Annotated in this window: 14 protein-coding genes and 1 rRNA gene; 12 read left to right on the forward strand and 3 right to left on the reverse strand. The window is 73.4% G+C overall.

Annotated elements, in window-relative coordinates:
* Positions 1-85 (forward strand): 5S ribosomal RNA (gene rrf, locus ACGF3C_RS19305); the annotation flags it as partial.
* A gap of 90 nt (positions 86-175) precedes the next feature.
* Here the strand turns inward: rrf and ACGF3C_RS19310 are convergent.
* Entirely contained in the window at positions 176-2,107 is a 1,932-nt protein-coding gene (locus ACGF3C_RS19310; protein ID WP_393223651.1) for a hypothetical protein, read from the reverse strand.
* Here ACGF3C_RS19310 and ACGF3C_RS19315 point away from each other — a divergent pair.
* Together ACGF3C_RS19315 and ACGF3C_RS19320 are read left to right on the forward strand one after the other, a co-directional pair.
* The gene (locus tag ACGF3C_RS19315; RefSeq protein ID WP_393223653.1) at positions 2,096-3,076 is read left to right on the forward strand and encodes a tetratricopeptide repeat protein; all 981 of its coding nucleotides are present in this window, start codon (positions 2,096-2,098) and stop codon (positions 3,074-3,076) included. The two genes, ACGF3C_RS19310 and ACGF3C_RS19315, sit on opposite strands and share 12 nt — an antisense overlap.
* Complete coding sequence (locus ACGF3C_RS19320; protein ID WP_355008436.1) at positions 3,073-4,104, forward strand: HAD-IIA family hydrolase; 1,032 nt, start codon at positions 3,073-3,075, stop codon at positions 4,102-4,104. Before ACGF3C_RS19315 ends, ACGF3C_RS19320 begins: the two co-directional genes overlap by 4 nt.
* A gap of 12 nt (positions 4,105-4,116) precedes the next feature.
* On the opposite strand, the gene ACGF3C_RS19325 is transcribed toward ACGF3C_RS19320, so the two are convergent.
* Positions 4,117-4,455 carry an SCP2 sterol-binding domain-containing protein gene (locus ACGF3C_RS19325; protein ID WP_355008437.1) on the reverse strand — a complete coding sequence of 113 codons (339 nt, stop codon included), beginning with the start codon at positions 4,453-4,455 and terminating at the stop codon, positions 4,117-4,119.
* 111 nt (positions 4,456-4,566) lie between these two features.
* Here ACGF3C_RS19325 and ACGF3C_RS19330 point away from each other — a divergent pair, with 111 nt between their 5' ends.
* From ACGF3C_RS19330 to ACGF3C_RS19350, 5 genes are all read left to right on the forward strand, one after another.
* The gene (locus tag ACGF3C_RS19330; protein WP_393223660.1) at positions 4,567-5,157 is read left to right on the forward strand and encodes a phasin family protein; all 591 of its coding nucleotides are present in this window, start codon (positions 4,567-4,569) and stop codon (positions 5,155-5,157) included.
* A complete protein-coding gene (locus tag ACGF3C_RS19335) occupies positions 5,154-5,429 on the forward strand; it encodes a hypothetical protein (RefSeq protein ID WP_357230074.1) in 276 nt (91 codons plus the stop codon). The genes ACGF3C_RS19330 and ACGF3C_RS19335 overlap by 4 nt, the downstream gene beginning before the upstream one ends.
* Positions 5,430-5,467: 38 nt before the next feature.
* Entirely contained in the window at positions 5,468-6,328 is an 861-nt protein-coding gene (locus tag ACGF3C_RS19340; RefSeq protein ID WP_357230076.1) for a TlyA family RNA methyltransferase, read from the forward strand.
* A 109-nt stretch (positions 6,329-6,437) separates the two neighbouring features.
* Positions 6,438-7,322: an NAD kinase gene (locus tag ACGF3C_RS19345; protein ID WP_355008441.1), complete on the forward strand. Its 885-nt coding sequence runs from the start codon at positions 6,438-6,440 to the stop codon at positions 7,320-7,322.
* A 158-nt stretch (positions 7,323-7,480) separates the two neighbouring features.
* Positions 7,481-11,200, forward strand: a complete 3,720-nt coding sequence (locus tag ACGF3C_RS19350) for a S8 family serine peptidase (protein WP_393223663.1) — start codon at positions 7,481-7,483, stop codon at positions 11,198-11,200.
* An 80-nt stretch (positions 11,201-11,280) separates the two neighbouring features.
* Here the strand turns inward: ACGF3C_RS19350 and ACGF3C_RS19355 are convergent, their stop codons facing one another.
* Positions 11,281-12,300: a helix-turn-helix domain-containing protein gene (locus ACGF3C_RS19355; RefSeq protein ID WP_357234659.1), complete on the reverse strand. Its 1,020-nt coding sequence runs from the start codon at positions 12,298-12,300 to the stop codon at positions 11,281-11,283.
* An 89-nt stretch (positions 12,301-12,389) separates the two neighbouring features.
* Here ACGF3C_RS19355 and recN point away from each other — a divergent pair, with 89 nt between their 5' ends.
* The 4 genes from recN (at position 12,390) to ACGF3C_RS19375 (ending at position 17,348) form a co-directional block, all read left to right on the forward strand.
* A complete protein-coding gene (gene recN / locus ACGF3C_RS19360) occupies positions 12,390-14,147 on the forward strand; it encodes a DNA repair protein RecN (protein ID WP_393224457.1) in 1,758 nt (585 codons plus the stop codon).
* A gap of 119 nt (positions 14,148-14,266) precedes the next feature.
* Positions 14,267-15,445, forward strand: coding sequence for a putative cytokinetic ring protein SteA (gene steA / locus ACGF3C_RS19365; protein ID WP_357235155.1), 1,179 nt, complete (start codon positions 14,267-14,269; stop codon positions 15,443-15,445).
* Between the two features lie 27 nt (positions 15,446-15,472).
* Positions 15,473-16,414, forward strand: coding sequence for a copper transporter (locus ACGF3C_RS19370; protein WP_357208588.1), 942 nt, complete (start codon positions 15,473-15,475; stop codon positions 16,412-16,414).
* Positions 16,415-16,481: 67 nt separating this feature from the next.
* Positions 16,482-17,348, forward strand: coding sequence for a hypothetical protein (locus tag ACGF3C_RS19375; RefSeq protein WP_357262883.1), 867 nt, complete (start codon positions 16,482-16,484; stop codon positions 17,346-17,348).

The raw sequence follows: 17,348 nt of genomic DNA on the forward strand, positions 1-17,348 counted from the left end.
TTACATTCCGAACCCGGAAGCTAAGCCCTCCAGCGCCGATGGTACTGCACTCGTGAGGGTGTGGGAGAGTAGGACACCGCCGGACAATCTTCCAGTCGAGGGCCGCCCCATCAGGGTCGGCCCTCGACTGCGTAGCGCCATTGGTGGCGCAATCAGGAAGGATGTACCTGTGAGTTCAGGACCGCAGGGCGGAGACCGTCCCCGTCGTTACGAAGACCGTACTGACGGTGCGGGCGGACGCGACCGCGGCCCACGCCGCGACGACCAAGGCCGGCCCCCGTACCGGGGAGACCGCGACAGCGGCGGTGCCCGAGGCGGATACGCCGGCGGCCGCGACTCTGGCTCCCGTGGTGGTGACCGGGACAGCTCGCGCTCCAGCACCCCCCGTGAGGGCGGCTACCGAGGCGGTGACCGCCGCGAGGGTGGTTTCCGTGGCGGCGACCGCGACGGCGCGCGCTCCAGCGCTCCGCGCGAAGGCGGCTACCGGGGCGGCGACCGTGATGGATCCCGCTCGGGGGCTCCGCGTGAGGGCGGCTTCCGGTCCGGCGCTCCCCGCGAGGGTGGTTTCCGTGGCGGCGACCGCGACGGCTCGCGTTCGGGCGCTCCGCGCGAAGGCGGCTACCGAGGTGGCGACCGCGACGGTGGTTTCCGGGGCGGCGACCGCCGTGAGGGTGGTTACCGTGGCGGCGACCGTGACGGCTCGCGGTCCAGCGCTCCCCGTGAGGGTGGCTTCCGTGGCGGCGACCGCGACGGCTCGCGGTCCAGCGCTCCGCGTGAGGGTGGCTTCCGTGGTGGTGACCGTCGTGAGGGCGGTTACCAGGGTGGTGACCGCACTCGCTCGGGCCCGCCGCGTGAGGGTGGTTTCCGGGGCGGTGACCGTGACGGTGGTTTCCGTGGCGGTGACCGCCGCGAAGGTGGTTTCCGCGGTGGTGACCGCGAGGGTGGTTTCCGCGGCGGTGACCGTGACGGTTCGCGCTCGGGCCCGCCGCGTGAGGGTGGTTTCCGGGGCGGTGACCGTGACGGTGGTTTCCGTGGCGGTGACCGCCGCGAAGGTGGCTTCCGTGGTGGTGACCGCGAGGGTGGTTTCCGTGGCGGTGACCGCCGCGAAGGTGGTTTCCGCGGTGGTGACCGCGAGGGTGGTTTCCGTGGTGGTGACCGTCGTGAGGGCGGTTTCCGTGGCGGCGACCGTGACAGTTCGCGTTCCAGCGCTCCCCGTGAGGGTGGCTTCCGTGGCGGTGACCGTGACGGTTCGCGGTCCAGCGCTCCGCGTGAGGGTGGTTTCCGCGGTGGTGACCGCGACGGTGGTTTCCGTGGTGGTGACCGTCGTGAGGGCGGTTTCCGTGGCGGCGACCGTGACAGTTCGCGTTCCAGCGCTCCCCGTGAGGGCGGTTTCCGTGGCGGCGACCGTGACGGTTCGCGTTCCAGCGCTCCGCGTGAGGGTGGTTTCCGGGGCGGTGACCGCGACGGTGGCTTCCGGGGCGGCGACCGCCGTGAGGGCGGCTTCCGGGGCGGCGACCGCGACGGCTCGCGTTCGGGCCCGCCGCGTGAGGGCGGCTTCCGGGGTGGTGACCGTGAGGGTGGTTTCCGTGGTGGCGACCGCCGTGAGGGCGGTTACCAGGGTGGTGACCGCACTCGCTCCGGCCCGCCGCGCGAAGGTGGTTTCCGGGGCGGTGACCGCGACGGTGGCTTCCGGGGCGGCGACCGCCGTGAAGGTGGTTTCCGGGGCGGGGACCGGGACGGCTCGCGTTCGGACGCTCCCCGTGAGGGTGGCTTCCGTGGCGGTGACCGTCGCGAAGGTGGCTTCCGGGGCGGGGACCGGGACGGTTCGCGCTCGGGCGCCCCGCGTGAGGGTGGTTTCCGGGGCGGCGACCGCGAGGGCGGCTACCGGGGCGGCGAGCGTACCGGGGGTTTCCGGTCCGACGAGCGGCCGCGTCGCGAGGGGGAGTTCCGTCGCGATGACAGGGCGGGTGGCTCCGAGTCGTCCGAGGGCGGGCGTAGCTCGGCCCCGGCGCTGCCGGACGACATTGTCGCGACCGACCTCGACAAGGACGTCCGCGCTGAGCTGCTCTCGCTGAACAAGCCGGTCGCCGAGACGGTGGCCCGGCACCTGGTCGCCACTGGGCAGCTGATCGACGAGAACCCGGCCGAGGCGTTGGCGCACGCGCTGGCCGCCCGGCGGCTCGCGTCGCGCATCTCCGCTGTCCGTGAGGCGGTCGGTCTGGCCGCGTACCGGGCGGGAGAGTGGCAGTCGGCGATCGCCGAGCTGCGCACGTACCACCGGATGAGTGGACTGCAGAGCCACCTGGCCGTGCTCGCGGACTGCGAGCGGGCTCTCGGCCGGCCGGAGCGGGCCATTGACCTGTTCCGTGGCGCGGACCGGGAGAAGCTGGACCAGGCCGTGGCGATCGAGCTGCTGATCGTCGCCGCCGGCGCGCGTGGTGACCTCGGGCAGAAGGACGCCGCGGTCGCGATGCTCCAGGTTCCGGACCTCACCAACGAGGCCACCGTGCCGTGGACGGCCCGACTGCGGTACGCCTACGCCGACGCGCTGCTCGCTGTGGGTCGGCGCGAGGAGGCCCGCGAATGGTTCTCCCGCGCTGCCGACGTGGACACCGAGGGCGAGACCGACGCCGCCGAGCGGCTGCTCGAACTCGACGGCGTGGTCATCGAGGGTGACGAAGAGGACGAGGCCGCCGAGGAGATCGCCGCAGGCCCGGGCGCTCCCGGCGCGGTCCCGACCCGACCCGACGCCGACCTGGCCGGCGACGACGATGACGATGACGACGATGAAGATGTCGACGACGACGACGATGTCGACGACGACGACGACGATGTCGACGACGACGACGAGGACTTCGACGACGACGAGGAGGACGACGCTGTCGGCCGCCCCGCTGACGACGAAGGCTTCGACGACGAGGACGAGGACCGTCACCCCACCGGGAGCGGCAACGCCGACGCGGCTACCACTGGCGACAGCGGCGTGACGGACCGGGACGCGGCGAACGGCGACGCGGCGAACGCCGACGGGACCGTGCCGGCCCGGGACGACGAGTCGGGGTCGACGCAGCGGTGAGCGCGGGCGTGGGGGAGCGGCTGGTCGACGGGTACACCCTGGTCGTCTTCGACCTGGACGGCGTGATCTACCTGATCGACCGGCCGATCCCCGGCGCCGTCGACGCGGTGGCCCGGCTGCACGCCGAGGGACGGGCGGTGGCGTACGCCACCAACAACGCGTCGCGCCGGTCCAGCGAGGTCGCGGACCTGCTGACCGGGATGGGCGTGCCGGCCCGACCGGAGGAGGTCCTCACCTCCGCTGCCGCCTCGGCCGAGTTGCTGCGTGACCGGCTGCCGGCCGGCGCGTCGGTGCTGGTGGTCGGCGCGGAGGCGCTGCGCGCGGAGCTGCGCGCGGTCGGCCTGAACCCGGTCACCCAGGCCGATGAGAAGCCGGCGGCGGTGGTGCAGGGGTACGGCCCGCAGGTCGGTTGGGCCGAGCTGGCCGAAGCGTCGCTGGCGGTGCGGGCGGGTGCGATCTGGATCGCCACCAACACCGATCGGACCCTGCCCAGTGGGCGGGGACCGCTGCCCGGCAACGGGTCGCTGGTCGCCGTGCTGCGTACCGCACTGGAGCGAGACCCCGACGTGGTGGTCGGCAAGCCGGAGCCGGCGCTGTTCGAGACCGCTGCCCGGCGCAGTGGTGGTGGGCGGAGCCTGGTGGTGGGTGACCGGCTGGACACCGACATCGAGGGTGCCCGCCGGGCCGGGCTGGACAGCCTGCTCGTGCTCACTGGCGTGCACGGCGTACCGGAGCTGCTGGCCGCCGAGCCGCGGCGACGTCCCACGTACGTCGCGAAAGACCTGGCGGGGCTCTTCGACCCGGCTGCCGCCGTGCGGGTCCCGGGCCCGGCGGACGCTGGCGGCTGGTCGGTGACCGATCGGGACGGCACGCTGGAACTGGCCGGGGCCGGTCGGCCGCTGGACGCCCTCGCGGCGCTCTGCGCGGTGGCCTGGTCGGCGTCGGTGCCGGCGCTGCCGAAGATCCGTCCGGTGGGCTCGGACGCGGCCCACGCGGTGGAGAGTTTCGGTCTGACCGCGGCGGCGTGAGCCGGGCGGTCGTCAGAGCAGCTTGCGCAGCTTGAGCAGGTCGAACGGGTTGGCTTTGATCGACACCCGGCGGGACGTCACCGCGCCGGTGACGTCCAGGTCGCCACGGACCAGGGCGAGCAGGTCGTCGCTGGACGTGCTCAGCGCGATCTTGGCCTTGGGGTCGTCGCCGTCGGTCAGCTCGACCAGTCGGCCGCCGGTGATCCGGCCGTGGAACGCGGTGTCCAGGTCGGTGATCCGGCAGGCCAGCGTCCGGTCCAGGTCGATCCGTTCGCGCACGGTCTCGGCGTTGCGATCCAACCGGGCGGCCAGCTCCTGCAACGCCTGCCGGCACTCGTCCACGCTGGCCACATCTCCCCCTCGGTGATCGCCACGCCGTCCTCGGCACCGTACCGCACGGGTCGGTCGGGGGTGCCCGGTAGCGTGACACCTGCACACCCCGCCCCGTGGAAGGACTCAGGCATGCAGGACGCGTGGCGCGCCTACCTCGAGCTGGCCATGGGCCTTGCGGAGGCGCCCCGGAAGAAGGCCCAGGACGTGGCACGTCGCCTCGTCGGCTCCGGCGGCGCGACCGCCGCCCAACTCCAGGCCCTCGGCGAGGAACTGGTCACCACCGGCGCCGCCAACCGGGAGGCGCTGACCAAGCTGGTCCGCTTCGAGGTCGACCGGGCCCTCGGCGCGGTCGGTCTGGCCACCGCCGACGAGGTGGCCGAGTTGACCCGGCGGGTGCACGATCTGGAGCGGCAGCTGCGGGAGGCGCGGTCCACCGAGCCGGCCGAAGCGCCGACCGCCGGCCCCACGCCACAACCCGACCCGACCGTCGCCGCGAAGCCCGGCACCGGTCTCGTGCCGTCCGACGCCTCGGCCGGCGCCCCGGTCTCCGCGCCGGTGGCGAAGAAGGCCGTCGCGAAGAAGGCGGTCGCCAAGAAGGCCATCGCCAAGAAGCCGCCGGCGACGATCAGCCGGACGGCCGACGAGGACATCCCGACGCCGGCTGTGATGCCCGCCAAGAAGGCGGCGATTCGCAGGCAGCGGCCGGACGACGCCGAATGACCCGGCCCGGTCCGCCGGCTGGTGGGTCGTTCCCGGCCCGCCCCGGTCCGCCGGCTGGTGGGTCGTTCCCGGCCCGCCCGGGCCCGCCGGTGGGTGCCCGTCCTGGACCGCCGCTGGATCTCGGGGACGACGAGGCACGGCATCCGGCGGTGGACGCCGCCGTGCGGGCCATCGCCAACGCGGCGACGCTCGCTCCCGCCGACCAGATCGCCCAGTACGAGGCGGCCTACGAGACGCTGCGGGAAACCCTCGCCACCATCGACCAGACCTGAGCGGGACGACCAGGCCTGAGCAGACCGGAGAACCACCCATGGCACGTCGTAACCGGCTGGACGCCGAACTCGTCCGCCGCGGTCTGGCCCGCTCCCGTGAGCAGGCCGCCGCGTTGGTGGAGGCCGGCCGGGTCCAACTGCGGGGCGTGGTTGCCCGCAAGGCGGCCGCGATGGTCGACCCCGCCGACCCGCTCCTGGTCACCGGTGCGGACCCGGCCGAGGAGTACGTCTCCCGAGGCGGGCACAAGCTTGCCGGCGCGCTGGCCGCGTTCGCCCCCGGTGGGCTGCACGTGGCCGGGCGGCGTTGCCTGGACGCGGGAGCGTCGACCGGTGGGTTCACCGACGTGCTGCTGCGCGCCGACGCGGCCGAGGTGGTGGCCGTGGACGTCGGCTACGGGCAGCTCGCCTGGCCGCTGCGGACGAACGAGCGGGTCCGCGTCCTGGAGCGCACGAATGTCCGTACCCTCGATGCGGACGCGATCGGCGGCCAGGTCGATCTCACGGTGGCCGACCTGTCGTTCATCTCGCTGCGACTGGTGCTGCCGGCTCTGTCCGGTTGCACCCGTGACGACGGTGACCTGGCACTGATGGTCAAGCCGCAGTTCGAGGTCGGCAAGGACCGGGTCGGCGCCGGCGGTGTGGTCCGCGATCCGGAGCTGCGCGCCGAAGCGGTGCTGGACGTGGCCGCGGCGGCCGCACGGCTCGGCCTCGGGCTGGCCGACGTGGCGGCCAGTCCGCTGCCCGGGCCCAGCGGCAACGTGGAGTTCTTCGTATGGTTGCGCCGGGGCGCACCAGCGGCCGACCCGGAGCGGGTGCGGGCCGTGGTGGCGGCCGGGCCGGACGGCTCGACGACGGCCGGCGCGGTGCCGGACGTGGCGGCGGAGGAGGTCGCAGGGTGAACGCGCGCAGTGAGGGCGCCGCAGTGGGCCGGGCGGTGACACGCGGCCGGGCCGAGGTGTCGGCGCCGGTGACGCGACGCGGGCCGGTTCGGCGTGGGCGGGTGGCCCGATGAGCCGGACCGCGCTGCTGGTGACCCACACCGGTCGTCGGCGTAGCACCGAGCACGCCCGGTCGGTCGCCGCCGACCTGATCGACGCCGGTTTCGAGGTACGGGTGGTCGCCGACGAGGCCGAGGACCTCGACCTGCCCGGAGTGGTGCCGGTCGGCGGCCCGCAGGCCGCCGAGGGCGCCGAGATCGTCTTCGCGCTCGGTGGGGACGGCACCTTCCTGCGCGCCGCCGAGCTGGCCCGACCCGCGAAGGCGCCGCTGCTCGGCATCAACCTCGGCAAGGTGGGCTTCCTGGCGGAGGCGGAGATCGACGATCTGGACGTCGCGGTGCGCGACGTCGTGAGTCGCAACTACACGGTCGACGAGCGGCTGACCCTGGACGTCACCGCCGAGTTCGACGGTGGGCCGACCATCGAGTCCTGGGCGCTGAACGAGATCAGCATCGAGAAGGGCGAGCGGGCCCAGATGCTGGAGCTGCTCGTCGACGTGGACGGCCGGCCGCTGTCGCGGTACGGCTGCGACGGTGTCGTCTGCGCCACCCCCACCGGTTCCACCGCGTACGCGTTCTCCGGTGGCGGCCCGGTGGTCTGGCCGGAGGTGGAGGCGCTGCTGCTGGTGCCGATCAGCGCGCACGCGTTGTTCAGCCGCCCGTTGGTGACGGCTCCGACATCCACCTTCGTGATCACGGTCGACCCGTTCACGACCCTCGCCGTGCTCTCCTGCGACGGGCGGCGGGTCTACGACCTGCCGCCCGGCGCGCGGGTGACGGTGCGTCGGGGTGCCCTGCCGGTGCGCATCGTGCGGCTGCGCCCACGTCCGTTCACCGACCGGCTGGTGGCCAAGTTCGGTCTGCCCGTGCACGGTTGGCGTGGCAGCCGCCGGTGACGGTGGCGCACACGGTCGGTGGATGTCAGTTGTCCACCTGACGACATGTCGCCGCTGCGGCGGCTTGCGACTAGTGACCTGGTGACACGCTCCGACGCAGACTCCGATCGGCCCTCATCTACGGATGGCGGGCCTGGAGGAGTAGAGGAGCCCATCGCATGCACTGGTCCCCACGCTGGCTCGCCGTCGGCGCGGTCGGCGCGTTGGTGGTCGGCGTCGCCGCACCGGCGTCCGCCGACCCGCCCGCCCGGCCCACCGGCCCGACGTCGGGCACGCCCGCCCAGCACGCACCCGTCCGCATCACTCTGATCACCGGCGACCAGGTCGACCTGGTGCAGGCGGCACCCGGTCGGGTCGCCGCCACCGTGCACCCCGGCCCGGGGCGCGACCGGATCGCCTTCCAGACTGTCGAGGCCGACGGCGGGTTGCGGGTGCTGCCCAGCGACGTCATGCCGTACCTCTCCGCGGGGGTGCTCGACCCCGACCTGTTCGACGTGCAGGAGTTGGCGGCCGACGGGTACGGCGACGCCGCGCAGGGCGCGTTGCCGCTGATCGTCCGCTATCAGGAGCCGGCCGGCGGACGGGTCCGGCCGCTGGCCGGCGCGACCGACGCGCGTCCGCTGGAGAGCATCAACGGGGCGGCGCTGCGGGTCGGCAAGGGTGACCTGGGTGGTCTGTGGACGTCGCTGCGCGGCGCGCCCGGGCAGCGGGCGACAGCTGGTTCGCCGGCCCGGCTCGGGGGCGGTGTCGCGCGGATCTGGCTGGACGGGAAGGTCCGCCCGACGCTGGAGCACAGCGTGCCGCAGATCGGCGCTCCGATCGCCTGGGCCGCCGGCCGCGACGGTGCCGGCGTGAAGGTGGCGGTGCTCGACACCGGCGTCGACGCCACCCACCCCGACCTGGCTGGTCGGGTCGCCGAGGCGCAGGACTTCTCCGGCAGCGGCAGCGCCCGCGACGGGCACGGCCACGGCACCCACGTGGCCGCCACCATCGCGGGCAGCGGGGCGGCGTCCGACGGGTTGCGCAAGGGCGTGGCCCCGGGTGCGCGGTTGCTGGTCGGCAAGGTGCTCGACGACGGTGGCTCCGGCTACAGCTCGTCGATCATCGCGGGCATGGAGTGGGCCGCGCACTCCGGCGCGAAGGTGGTCAGCATGAGCCTCGGTGGCGACCCGACCGACGGCACCGACCCGATGAGCCAGGCGGTGAACGACCTGACCGCTGAGACCGGCGCGCTGTTCGTGGTCGCCGCCGGCAACTCGGGTGCCGCGCGGACCGTCGGTGCGCCCGGCGCGGCCGCGGCGGCGCTGACCGTCGGCGCGGTGGACCGTGCCGACGAGCTGGCGGAGTTCTCCAGCCGGGGTCCGCGCCTCGGCGACAACGGCCTGAAGCCCGAGATCACCGCGCCGGGCGTGGGCATCGTCGCCGCCCGGGCCGCCGGCACCGCCATGGGTACGCCGGTGGACGACGCGTACACGACCGCGTCCGGCACCTCGATGGCCACTCCGCACGTGGCCGGGGCGGCGGCGATCCTCGCGCAGGAACACCCCGACTGGTCCGCCGCGAAGCTCAAGGACGCGCTGGTCAGCACCACGAAGGCGAACCCGGCGTTGACCGTTTTCGAGCAGGGCGCCGGTCGGGTCGACGTGGCCCGCGCGCTCGGCCAGCGGGTGTACTCCTCCGGCACCGCTGACTTCGGCCGGCTCAGCACCGGTGGCGTGCCGGTCGAGCGGGCCGTGACGTACACCAACGGTGGCACGGCCCCGCAGACCCTGCGGTTGGCCCTGGAGCTGCGCAACCTGGACACCCGTGCGGCCGAGACCGACGGGGTCACGGTTGGTGGCGTCGAGGTGACGGTTCCGGCCGGCGGCAGCGTCGCCGTGCCGTTGCGGGCGGACCCGGCGAAGCTGGACCGGGGTGTGCACAGCGGGTGGCTGGTGGCCACCGGCGCGGACGGCGTCGCGGTGCGCACCGCTGTCGCGCTCACCCTCAGCGGCCCGCTGCACACCGTGACCGTGCGGGCGCTGGACATGCAGGGTCAGCCGGGTCTCGCGTCGGTGCTCACCCTCTTCGGTGAGCAGCCCGAATCCGACTGGCTCGGGTGGGTCGGCGGCGAGGTGCAGCTGCAGGTCGAGGAGGGTCCCTACCTGGTCCAGGCGTTGATCGAGCACGGTGCCCCGCTGGACGAGCAGATCACCCTGGTCACCGACCCGGAGCTGCTCGTCGACCGGGACCTCACAGTGGTCCTCGACCCGCGCAAGGGCACCCCGGTGCGGATCGAGACGCCGAAGCCCTCCGAGCAGCGCTCGACGATCAGTTTCTACGAGCACCGGGTCTTCGGCAACGGCCGGCAGGTCGACCACGGTGTGATGACCTTCAGCACCATCCAGCAGGTCAACGTCACCCCGACCCGTGCGGTACGCCAGGGCGAGTTCGAGTTCGCGTCGCGCTGGCAGTTGGTCGCGCCGATGGTGGACGCGACCATCAGCGGGGTGTCCGGTCCGTTGGACATCAACCTGATGGGCTACTCGCCGGCGACGGCCGAGCGGCGCAAGCTGCCGCTGGTCTGGGCCGGCACCGGCACCCCCGCCGAGCTGACCCGGGTACGCGGTGCCGCGGCGCTGCTCACCACCAGCCCGGACGCCTCGGAGGAGGAGCAGATCGCGGCGGCGGCTGCCGCTGGCGCGAAGGTGGCGCTGATCGTCCGCCCGGCCGACCAGAGCGCGTGGACGTCGTGGACCCCGTTGGGTGACCGGCTGCCGATCCCGTCGATGGCGGTGGCGTACGACGACGGCCAGAAGATCATCGCGGCGGTCCGGAAGCGTCACACGACGCTGGACCTGACGTTGACGGTGGACAGTCCGTACCTGTACGACGTGTGGCAGGTCTCGAAGGGCCGGGTCCCGGAGCGGATCCTGCACAAGGTCACCGACCGCAACACCGCCGAGGTGACCACCCACTACGGGAACGTCGGCGGGGACTGGGCCAGCGAGCAGCGGTTCGGGTGGCGTCCGTGGCAGGACACCGCCTGGAACGACAACCAGCGGCTGGTCCGTACCGGCACCACCCGACGGGAGTTCGTCAGCTCCGGGGACAACTGGTGGCAGCAACGGGTGCTGCACAAGATCATGTTCATGCAGTGGGGGCAGCTGACGGGTGGTCTGACCCAGCAGCCGCGGCGTTACGCCGCCGACGACCGGGTGACCGAGACCTGGCACGCGCCGGTGCTCCGCCCGGCTGTGCCGGCCCGTGGTGCGCCGGTGCCCACCCGCACCGGTGACAACCTGGAGTTGCGGGTGCCCGAGTTCGTCGACGCCGAGGGGCACTACAGCGTGGCCGGCGAGAGTGAGGAGTCGGACACCGTCACGGCCCGGGTCAGCCGCAACGGGCAGCAGATCGCGGACCTCTCCGAGGGTTGGGCGTCGGTGCCCACGACCGCCGGGGCCGCCCGGTACCGCCTGGACGTGACCACCCAGCGGTCCTCGGTCGAGTGGCGTTACGGCACGCGGACCGACACGGCCTGGGAGTTCACCTCGGCCCGACCGGCGGGCGACGCCGCCACGCCGTTGTCGCTGCTCCAGGTGGACTACCGGGTGCCGGCCGACCTGCGCGGCACGGTACGCGGCAACCGGCCGCACCAGCTCGGGCTGACCCTGCGGCAGCCGGCCGGGGCGCCGAGGCCGACCGGTGCCAGCGTCCGGGTGCAGGTCTCCTTCGACGGGGGCGTCACCTGGCGCAACGCGCCGACCACGGGGTCGGGCACCCGGTACACCGCTACCGTGCCGGCGGGGCGCGGAACGGTGTCGCTGCGGGTGCGTGCCGCCGACCGGGCCGGGAACACCGTCGACCAGACGGTGCTCCAGGCGTACGGGCTGCGGTGATCGGGCGGGGCGGGGCGGCCTGGCCGTCCCGCCCTGCCGGTCGAGGGTCCGCCGTCGGTCGACGGCGGACCCTTTTCGCGTCAGAGCCAGCCGCGTCGGGCCACCTGGAACGCCAACCCGGGCCGGGTGTCCACGCCGGCGGCGGCCATCAGGTCGGCGATGCGCCGTTGCACTGTCCGCCGGCTCACCCCGAGCTGGGAGGCGATGGACTTGTCCGGTACGCCCGCCACGAACAGCGACAGCAGCCGGGCCTCGTCGGCGTCGGGTTGGTAACCGTCGCCCGGCTGGTCCGCGGGCTCCGGCCGTCGAGGCTCGGGGGCCGCGACGGCGAGGGGGTCGTCGAGGCGCAGCCGGGTGGCCACCCGCCAGTGGCTCTCGAAGAGGGCGAGCAGCGCGTCGAGCAGTTGACTGCGACCGATCACGGCGGCGCTCGGTTCGCCGCCGTCGCGGTCGGGCACCAACGGGCAGATGGCGGTGCGGGCGTCCACGATGGCCAGTCGGACCGGCAGCCGGTCCAGGACGCGGGCCTGCTCCCCGGCGGCGACCCCCTTGGCCAGGTCGGCCAACGCGCCCGGTTCCAGCAGCAGGTCACGCTCGTAGATGGCCCGGTAGCTCACCCCACGGGCCAGCGCGTCGAACTCCTCGACGTTCTCCGGGCCGGCCATGGCGAGGGGATTGGCCCGGCAGAACCAGAGCACCTCGGTACGCGCCGAGTTCTGCAGGTCGCGCAGACGGTCCCGGAGAACCCGGGCGCCGGTGATCACCTCGACCAGATGGTCGACGTGGTGTCGGCGCAGCCCGGAGCGGTACTCCTCGGCCAGTTGGGTGACCAGTCGGCGGGCCGACTCCAGGTCCTCCTGACGCCGCAGCAGCGTCGCGCCGAGGGCGACGTCCGGGGCGGTCGGGCGTAGCGGGGCGTCCGGGTCGGCGTCGCTGCGCTGCACGAGGCCCTTGCCGCGCAGTGCCTCGACCTGGGCGGCGACCTGCTCCCGGGGTCGGTGCAGGCGACGGGCCAACTCGTCGATGCGGGCCGTGGTGAGCTGGAGCAGGCAGCGGTAGAGCTCCTCCTCAGCCGAGGTCAGGCCGATCACGTCCAACACGGGGCAGAACTGTACGTCGGCCGGGTACGGGCCTGACCCGGGCCCGTCGGCTGGTCAAGTGTCGGGCCTCGCGTCTACTGTCGGTGGCTGTGCTGGAAGAGCTGCGCATCACCGGACTGGGCGTCATCGAGGACACCACGCTGCCGTTGACCGGCGGCATGAACGTCATCACCGGCGAGACCGGTGCGGGTAAGACGATGGTGGTCACCGGCCTCGGCCTGCTCTTCGGCGGCCGGGCCGACGCCGGGCGGGTCCGCGCCCAACCCGGTCGTGCGGTGGTGGAGGGGCGGCTGCGGCTGCACGGGCGGGTCGCCGACGCCGTGCACGCGCGGATCGTCGAGGCCGGCGGCGAGCCCGACGAGGACGGCTCGGTGCTGCTGAGCCGCACGGTGACGGTGGAGGGGCGCTCGCGCGCCCACGTCGGTGGCCGGAGCATGCCGGTGTCGATGCTCGGTGAAATCGGCGAGCAGGCGGTCGCCGTGCACGGCCAGTCCGACCAGTTGCGGTTGCTGCGCCCGGCCGAGCAGCGGGCCGCACTGGACCGGTTCGCCGGCCCGGCGCACGAGAAGCTGCTCGACGCGCTGCGCGAGGCGTACACGGGGTGGCGTCGGGTCGTCGACGACCTGGCCGACCGTCGGCGCAACGCCCGCGAGCGCAACCAGGAGGCCGACCTGCTGCGGTTGGGCCTCGACGAGATCACCCGGGTCGATCCGCAGCCCGGTGAGGACGACGAGCTGAAGACCGAGGCGCAGCGGCTGGAGCACGCCGAGGGTCTGCGGACGGCCGCGCAGATCGCCCAGCAGTGTGTGGCCGGTGGCGCGGAGGCGGCCGAGGAGACCCCGGACGCGGCGGCGTTGCTCGGCACCGCCCGGCGGACCCTGGAGGCGCAGTCCGGCACCGATCCGGCGCTCGGTGAGCTGGCGGCCCGCCTGGAGGAGGCGGCCACCCTGGTCACCGACGTGTCCGCGGAGCTGTCGGCGTACCTGGCGACGCTGGACGCGGACCCGGCCCGGTTGCAGCACGTCTATGAGCGGCGGGCGGCGCTGCGCGCGTTGACCCGCAAGTACGCCGACGATGTCGACGGGGTGATCGCCTGGGCCGATCGGGCGCGCACCCGACTGTCCGATCTGGACATGTCCGACGACGTGCTCGACGAGTTGGAGCGGGAGGGCCAGCGGCTCGCCGTGGAGGTGGCCGACCTGGCCGGGCGGGTGTCCACCTCCCGGCAGGAGGCGGCGGTCCGCTTCGCCGACCAGGTCACCGTCGAGCTGGCCGGGCTGGCCATGCCGCACGCGCGGATCGAGGTGGCGGTGCTGCCGCGTCCGGCCGGGCGTGCCGAGCCGACTCTTGCGGTCAACGGCGTCGAGGTGGGTGTCACGCCGGACGGCGGTGACGAGGTGGAGCTGCGGTTGCTGGCCCACCCTGGCGCGCCGTCGTTGCCGTTGCAGCGCGGGGCCTCCGGCGGTGAGTTGTCTCGGGTGATGCTCGCCATCGAGGTCGTGTTCGCCGGCTCCGGTGGCCCGCCCACGTTGGTCTTCGACGAGGTCGACGCGGGGGTCGGCGGGCAGGCGGCGGTGGAGATCGGCCGTCGGTTGGCGCGGTTGGCCCGCAGCCACCAGGTGCTGGTGGTCACGCACCTGCCGCAGGTGGCCGCGTTCGCCGACCGGCACCTGGTGGTGGCGAAGGACACCGGTGGCGCGGTGACGACCAGCGGGGTGCGCGTGGTGGAGGACACCGAGCGGGCGCGGGAGTTGGCGCGCATGCTGGCGGGTTTGCCCGATTCGGATCTGGGTATCGCGCATGCCGAGGAGCTTCTGGCAGTGGCCGCCAAGGAAAGGCGGTTGTGACGCCGCGTATTGTGAGCGCAAGCACACCGGCTTGTGCCGGTGTGTGCTTCCCTGGGTAGGCGGCCCTGCTCAGGCATGTCGCGACAGAAAAGCCTGCCTCACATGCCAGGATGGTCACGATGCGTCTACCCACGTTGCGCCGGAACCGGAACGCCGAACCGGGCAGAGTCCTCGGCACCGCGCGCCTTGATCGCCGGACGAAACGCCTGGTCGGTCGGCTGCGCCCCGGTGACATCGCGGTCATCGACCACGTCGACCTGGACCGGGTGGCGGCCGACTCGCTCGTCGCCGTCGGGGTCGCGGCGGTGCTCAACGCCAAGCCGTCGGTCTCCGGCCGTTACCCGAACCTGGGCCCGGAGGTGCTGATCGCCGCCGGCATTCCGCTCCTGGACGACCTGGGGGAGGGCGTCTTCGAGCGCATCCGCGAGGGCGACCAGGTGCGCATCGAGGGCAACACGGTCTTCGCCGGTGAGGAGCCGGTGGCCCACGGCAGCCTTCAGGACGCCGAGTCGGTCGGCAAGGCGATGGCGGACGCCCGGGAGGGTCTGTCGGTGCAGTTGGAGGCGTTCGCCGCCAACACGATGGACTACCTGCGTCAGGAACGCGACCTGCTGCTCGACGGTGTCGGTGTGCCGGACATCGAGACCCAGATGCAGGGTCGGCACTGCCTGATCGTGGTGCGCGGCTACGACTACAAGGCCGACCTGGACGTGCTGCGCCCGTACATCCGGGAGTTCAAGCCGGTGCTCATCGGCGTCGACGGCGGCGCGGACGCGCTGGTCGAGGCCGGCTACACCCCCGACATGATCATCGGGGACATGGATTCGGTCACCGACGACGTGCTGCGCTGCGGCGCCGAGGTGATCGTGCACGCGTACCCGGACGGGCGCGCGCCGGGCCTGCCCCGGGTCAACGGCCTCGGTGTGCCGGCCATCACGTTCCCGGCTGCGGCGACCAGCGAGGACCTGGCCATGCTGCTGGCCGACGAGAAGGGCGCCTCGCTGTTGGTGGCGGTCGGCACCCACGCCACCCTCGTCGAGTTCCTCGACAAGGGTCGCGGCGGGATGGCCTCGACGTTCCTGACCCGGCTGAAGGTCGGCGGCAAGCTGGTCGACGCCAAGGGCGTGAGCCGGCTCTACCGGCAGAGCATCTCCGGCTCGTCGCTGCTGCTGCTGGTGCTGTCGGCGATCGCGGCGATGGCGTCCGCGGTGGCCGTGTCGACAGTCGGGAAGGCGTACCTGGGCGTGGTCGCCGAGTGGTGGGACAATTTCGTGTTCCAGCTGTACCGGCTCTTCTAGTTCCCGACCGATCAAGAGGCTGCAAGCGTGATCAACTTCCGCTACCACGTGGTGTCCCTCACCGCGGTCTTCCTGGCTCTGGCGATCGGGCTGGTGGTCGGCACAGCCGCCCTCAACGGCCCGGTCGCCGACTCGCTCGAGGGGCAGGTCACCGGGCTGCGCAAGGACAACCAACACTGGCGTCAGACGGTCAGCAACATGGAGAAGCAACTCGCGTTGGAAGAGGAGTTCGCCGAGGAGACCGCTCAGATTCTCCTGCCCGGCACCCTCACCGGGCGTCGGGTGGTGGTGCTCAGCCTGCCCAACGGGCGCGACCACACCGAGGGCGTGCTCAAGAAGCTCCAGCTCGGCGGGGCGACCATCACCGGCCAGGTCGACCTGCAGGACAAGTTCATCAACCCGGACAACAACTCCAACCTGCTGGAGTTGGCCGTCACCGCCGCCCGCCCGACCGCGCAGACCACCGGCCTGCCGGGCAACGGGCACGGCGTGGAGACCTCGAGCGCGTTGCTCGCCAGCGTCCTGCTGGACCGGCCCCAGGGCGTCGCGCCGGTCAGCGACGCCGACCGCCGGGCCGTGCTCGCCGCCTACAACAACGCCGGTTACCTGACGACCGACAGCAACAAGGTGACCGCCTCGGCGGAGGCCGTCGTCGTGGTCAGCGGCCAGCCGTACGTCGACAAGGACTCCGACAAGCGGGACGAGTCGGTCGTCAAGGTCGCGGAGCAGTTCGACCGCACCGGTTCGATCGTGGTGGCCGGCAACGGTTCGGTCGGCGGCAACCTGGTCGGCGTGGTGCGCGGCGACCCGGTGCTCGCCCAGACCATCTCCACGGTCGACAACGCCAACACCGTGCAGGGCCAGGTGGTCACCAGCCTCGCCCTGGTGCAGCAACTCACCGAGAAGAAGGCCGGGCAGTACGGCGTCGGCGACAACGCCGCGTCGCTGCTGCCTAGACTGCCCCAGTGAGCGAACGACGTACCCCCGTGTCCGGATCCGACCAGGTTACGCGTGACCGAGCCGGCGAGGTGACGGCGTGAGCGCCCTGGGTCGGCTGTTGATCGCCGGCGCGGGCGCCGCGGCGGCCCGCTACGCGCTGCGTGAGGCGCGCACCTCGCCGGCCGGGCCCGCGTTGGAACGCACCAACTTCCGTGGCCGCACGGTGAGTCTGGCCGCCGGGCCGGCGCTCGCCGCCGGCGCTGCCGCCGCCGGCGCGTTCGGTGCCACCGGCGGCGCCGCCGGTGGGGCCGCCCTGGTCGCCGGTCTCGGCGCGGGCGGTGTCGGCCTGTACGACGACGTGGTCGGCGCGCGGCCGGAGCAGAAGGCGGCCAAGGGTTTCGCCGGGCACCTCGCCGCGCTGCGCGAGGGGCGGGTCACCGCCGGTCTGGTCAAGGTCGTCGGGGTGGGCGCCGTCGGGCTGGGCGCCGCCGCGCTGCTCGCCGCCGACTCCCGGGTCGCCGCGCACCCGCGCCGGCAGCGGCACGGTGCGTTCGGCCGGGGCGTCGACGTGCTGCTCGGCGCCGGTGTGATCGCCGGCACGGCCAACCTGCTCAACCTGCTCGACCTGCGGCCGGGCCGCGCCCTCAAGTCCGGGTTGTTGCTCGCGGCGCCGTTGACCGGCGGCCCGCAGGGCGGTATCGCGGCGGGCGCGGCCGGCGCCGCCGCCGGTCTGCTCCGCGACGACCTGGCCGAGGACGTGATGCTCGGCGACAGTGGCGCGAACGCGCTCGGGGCGGTGCTCGGCGTCGCGCTCGCCGCCCGGACCGGCCCGCTCGGCCGGGCCGGTCTGCTCGCCGTCCTGGCCGGGCTCACCGCCGCCAGCGAGAAGGTCAGCTTCACTGCGGTGATCCAGCGGACCCCGGGGCTGCGCGAACTCGACGCACTGGGCCGACGCGCCGACTGA

This window comes from Micromonospora sp. NPDC047762 (genome assembly GCF_043204655.1).
Classification (GTDB): Bacteria; Actinomycetota; Actinomycetes; order Mycobacteriales; family Micromonosporaceae; genus Micromonospora.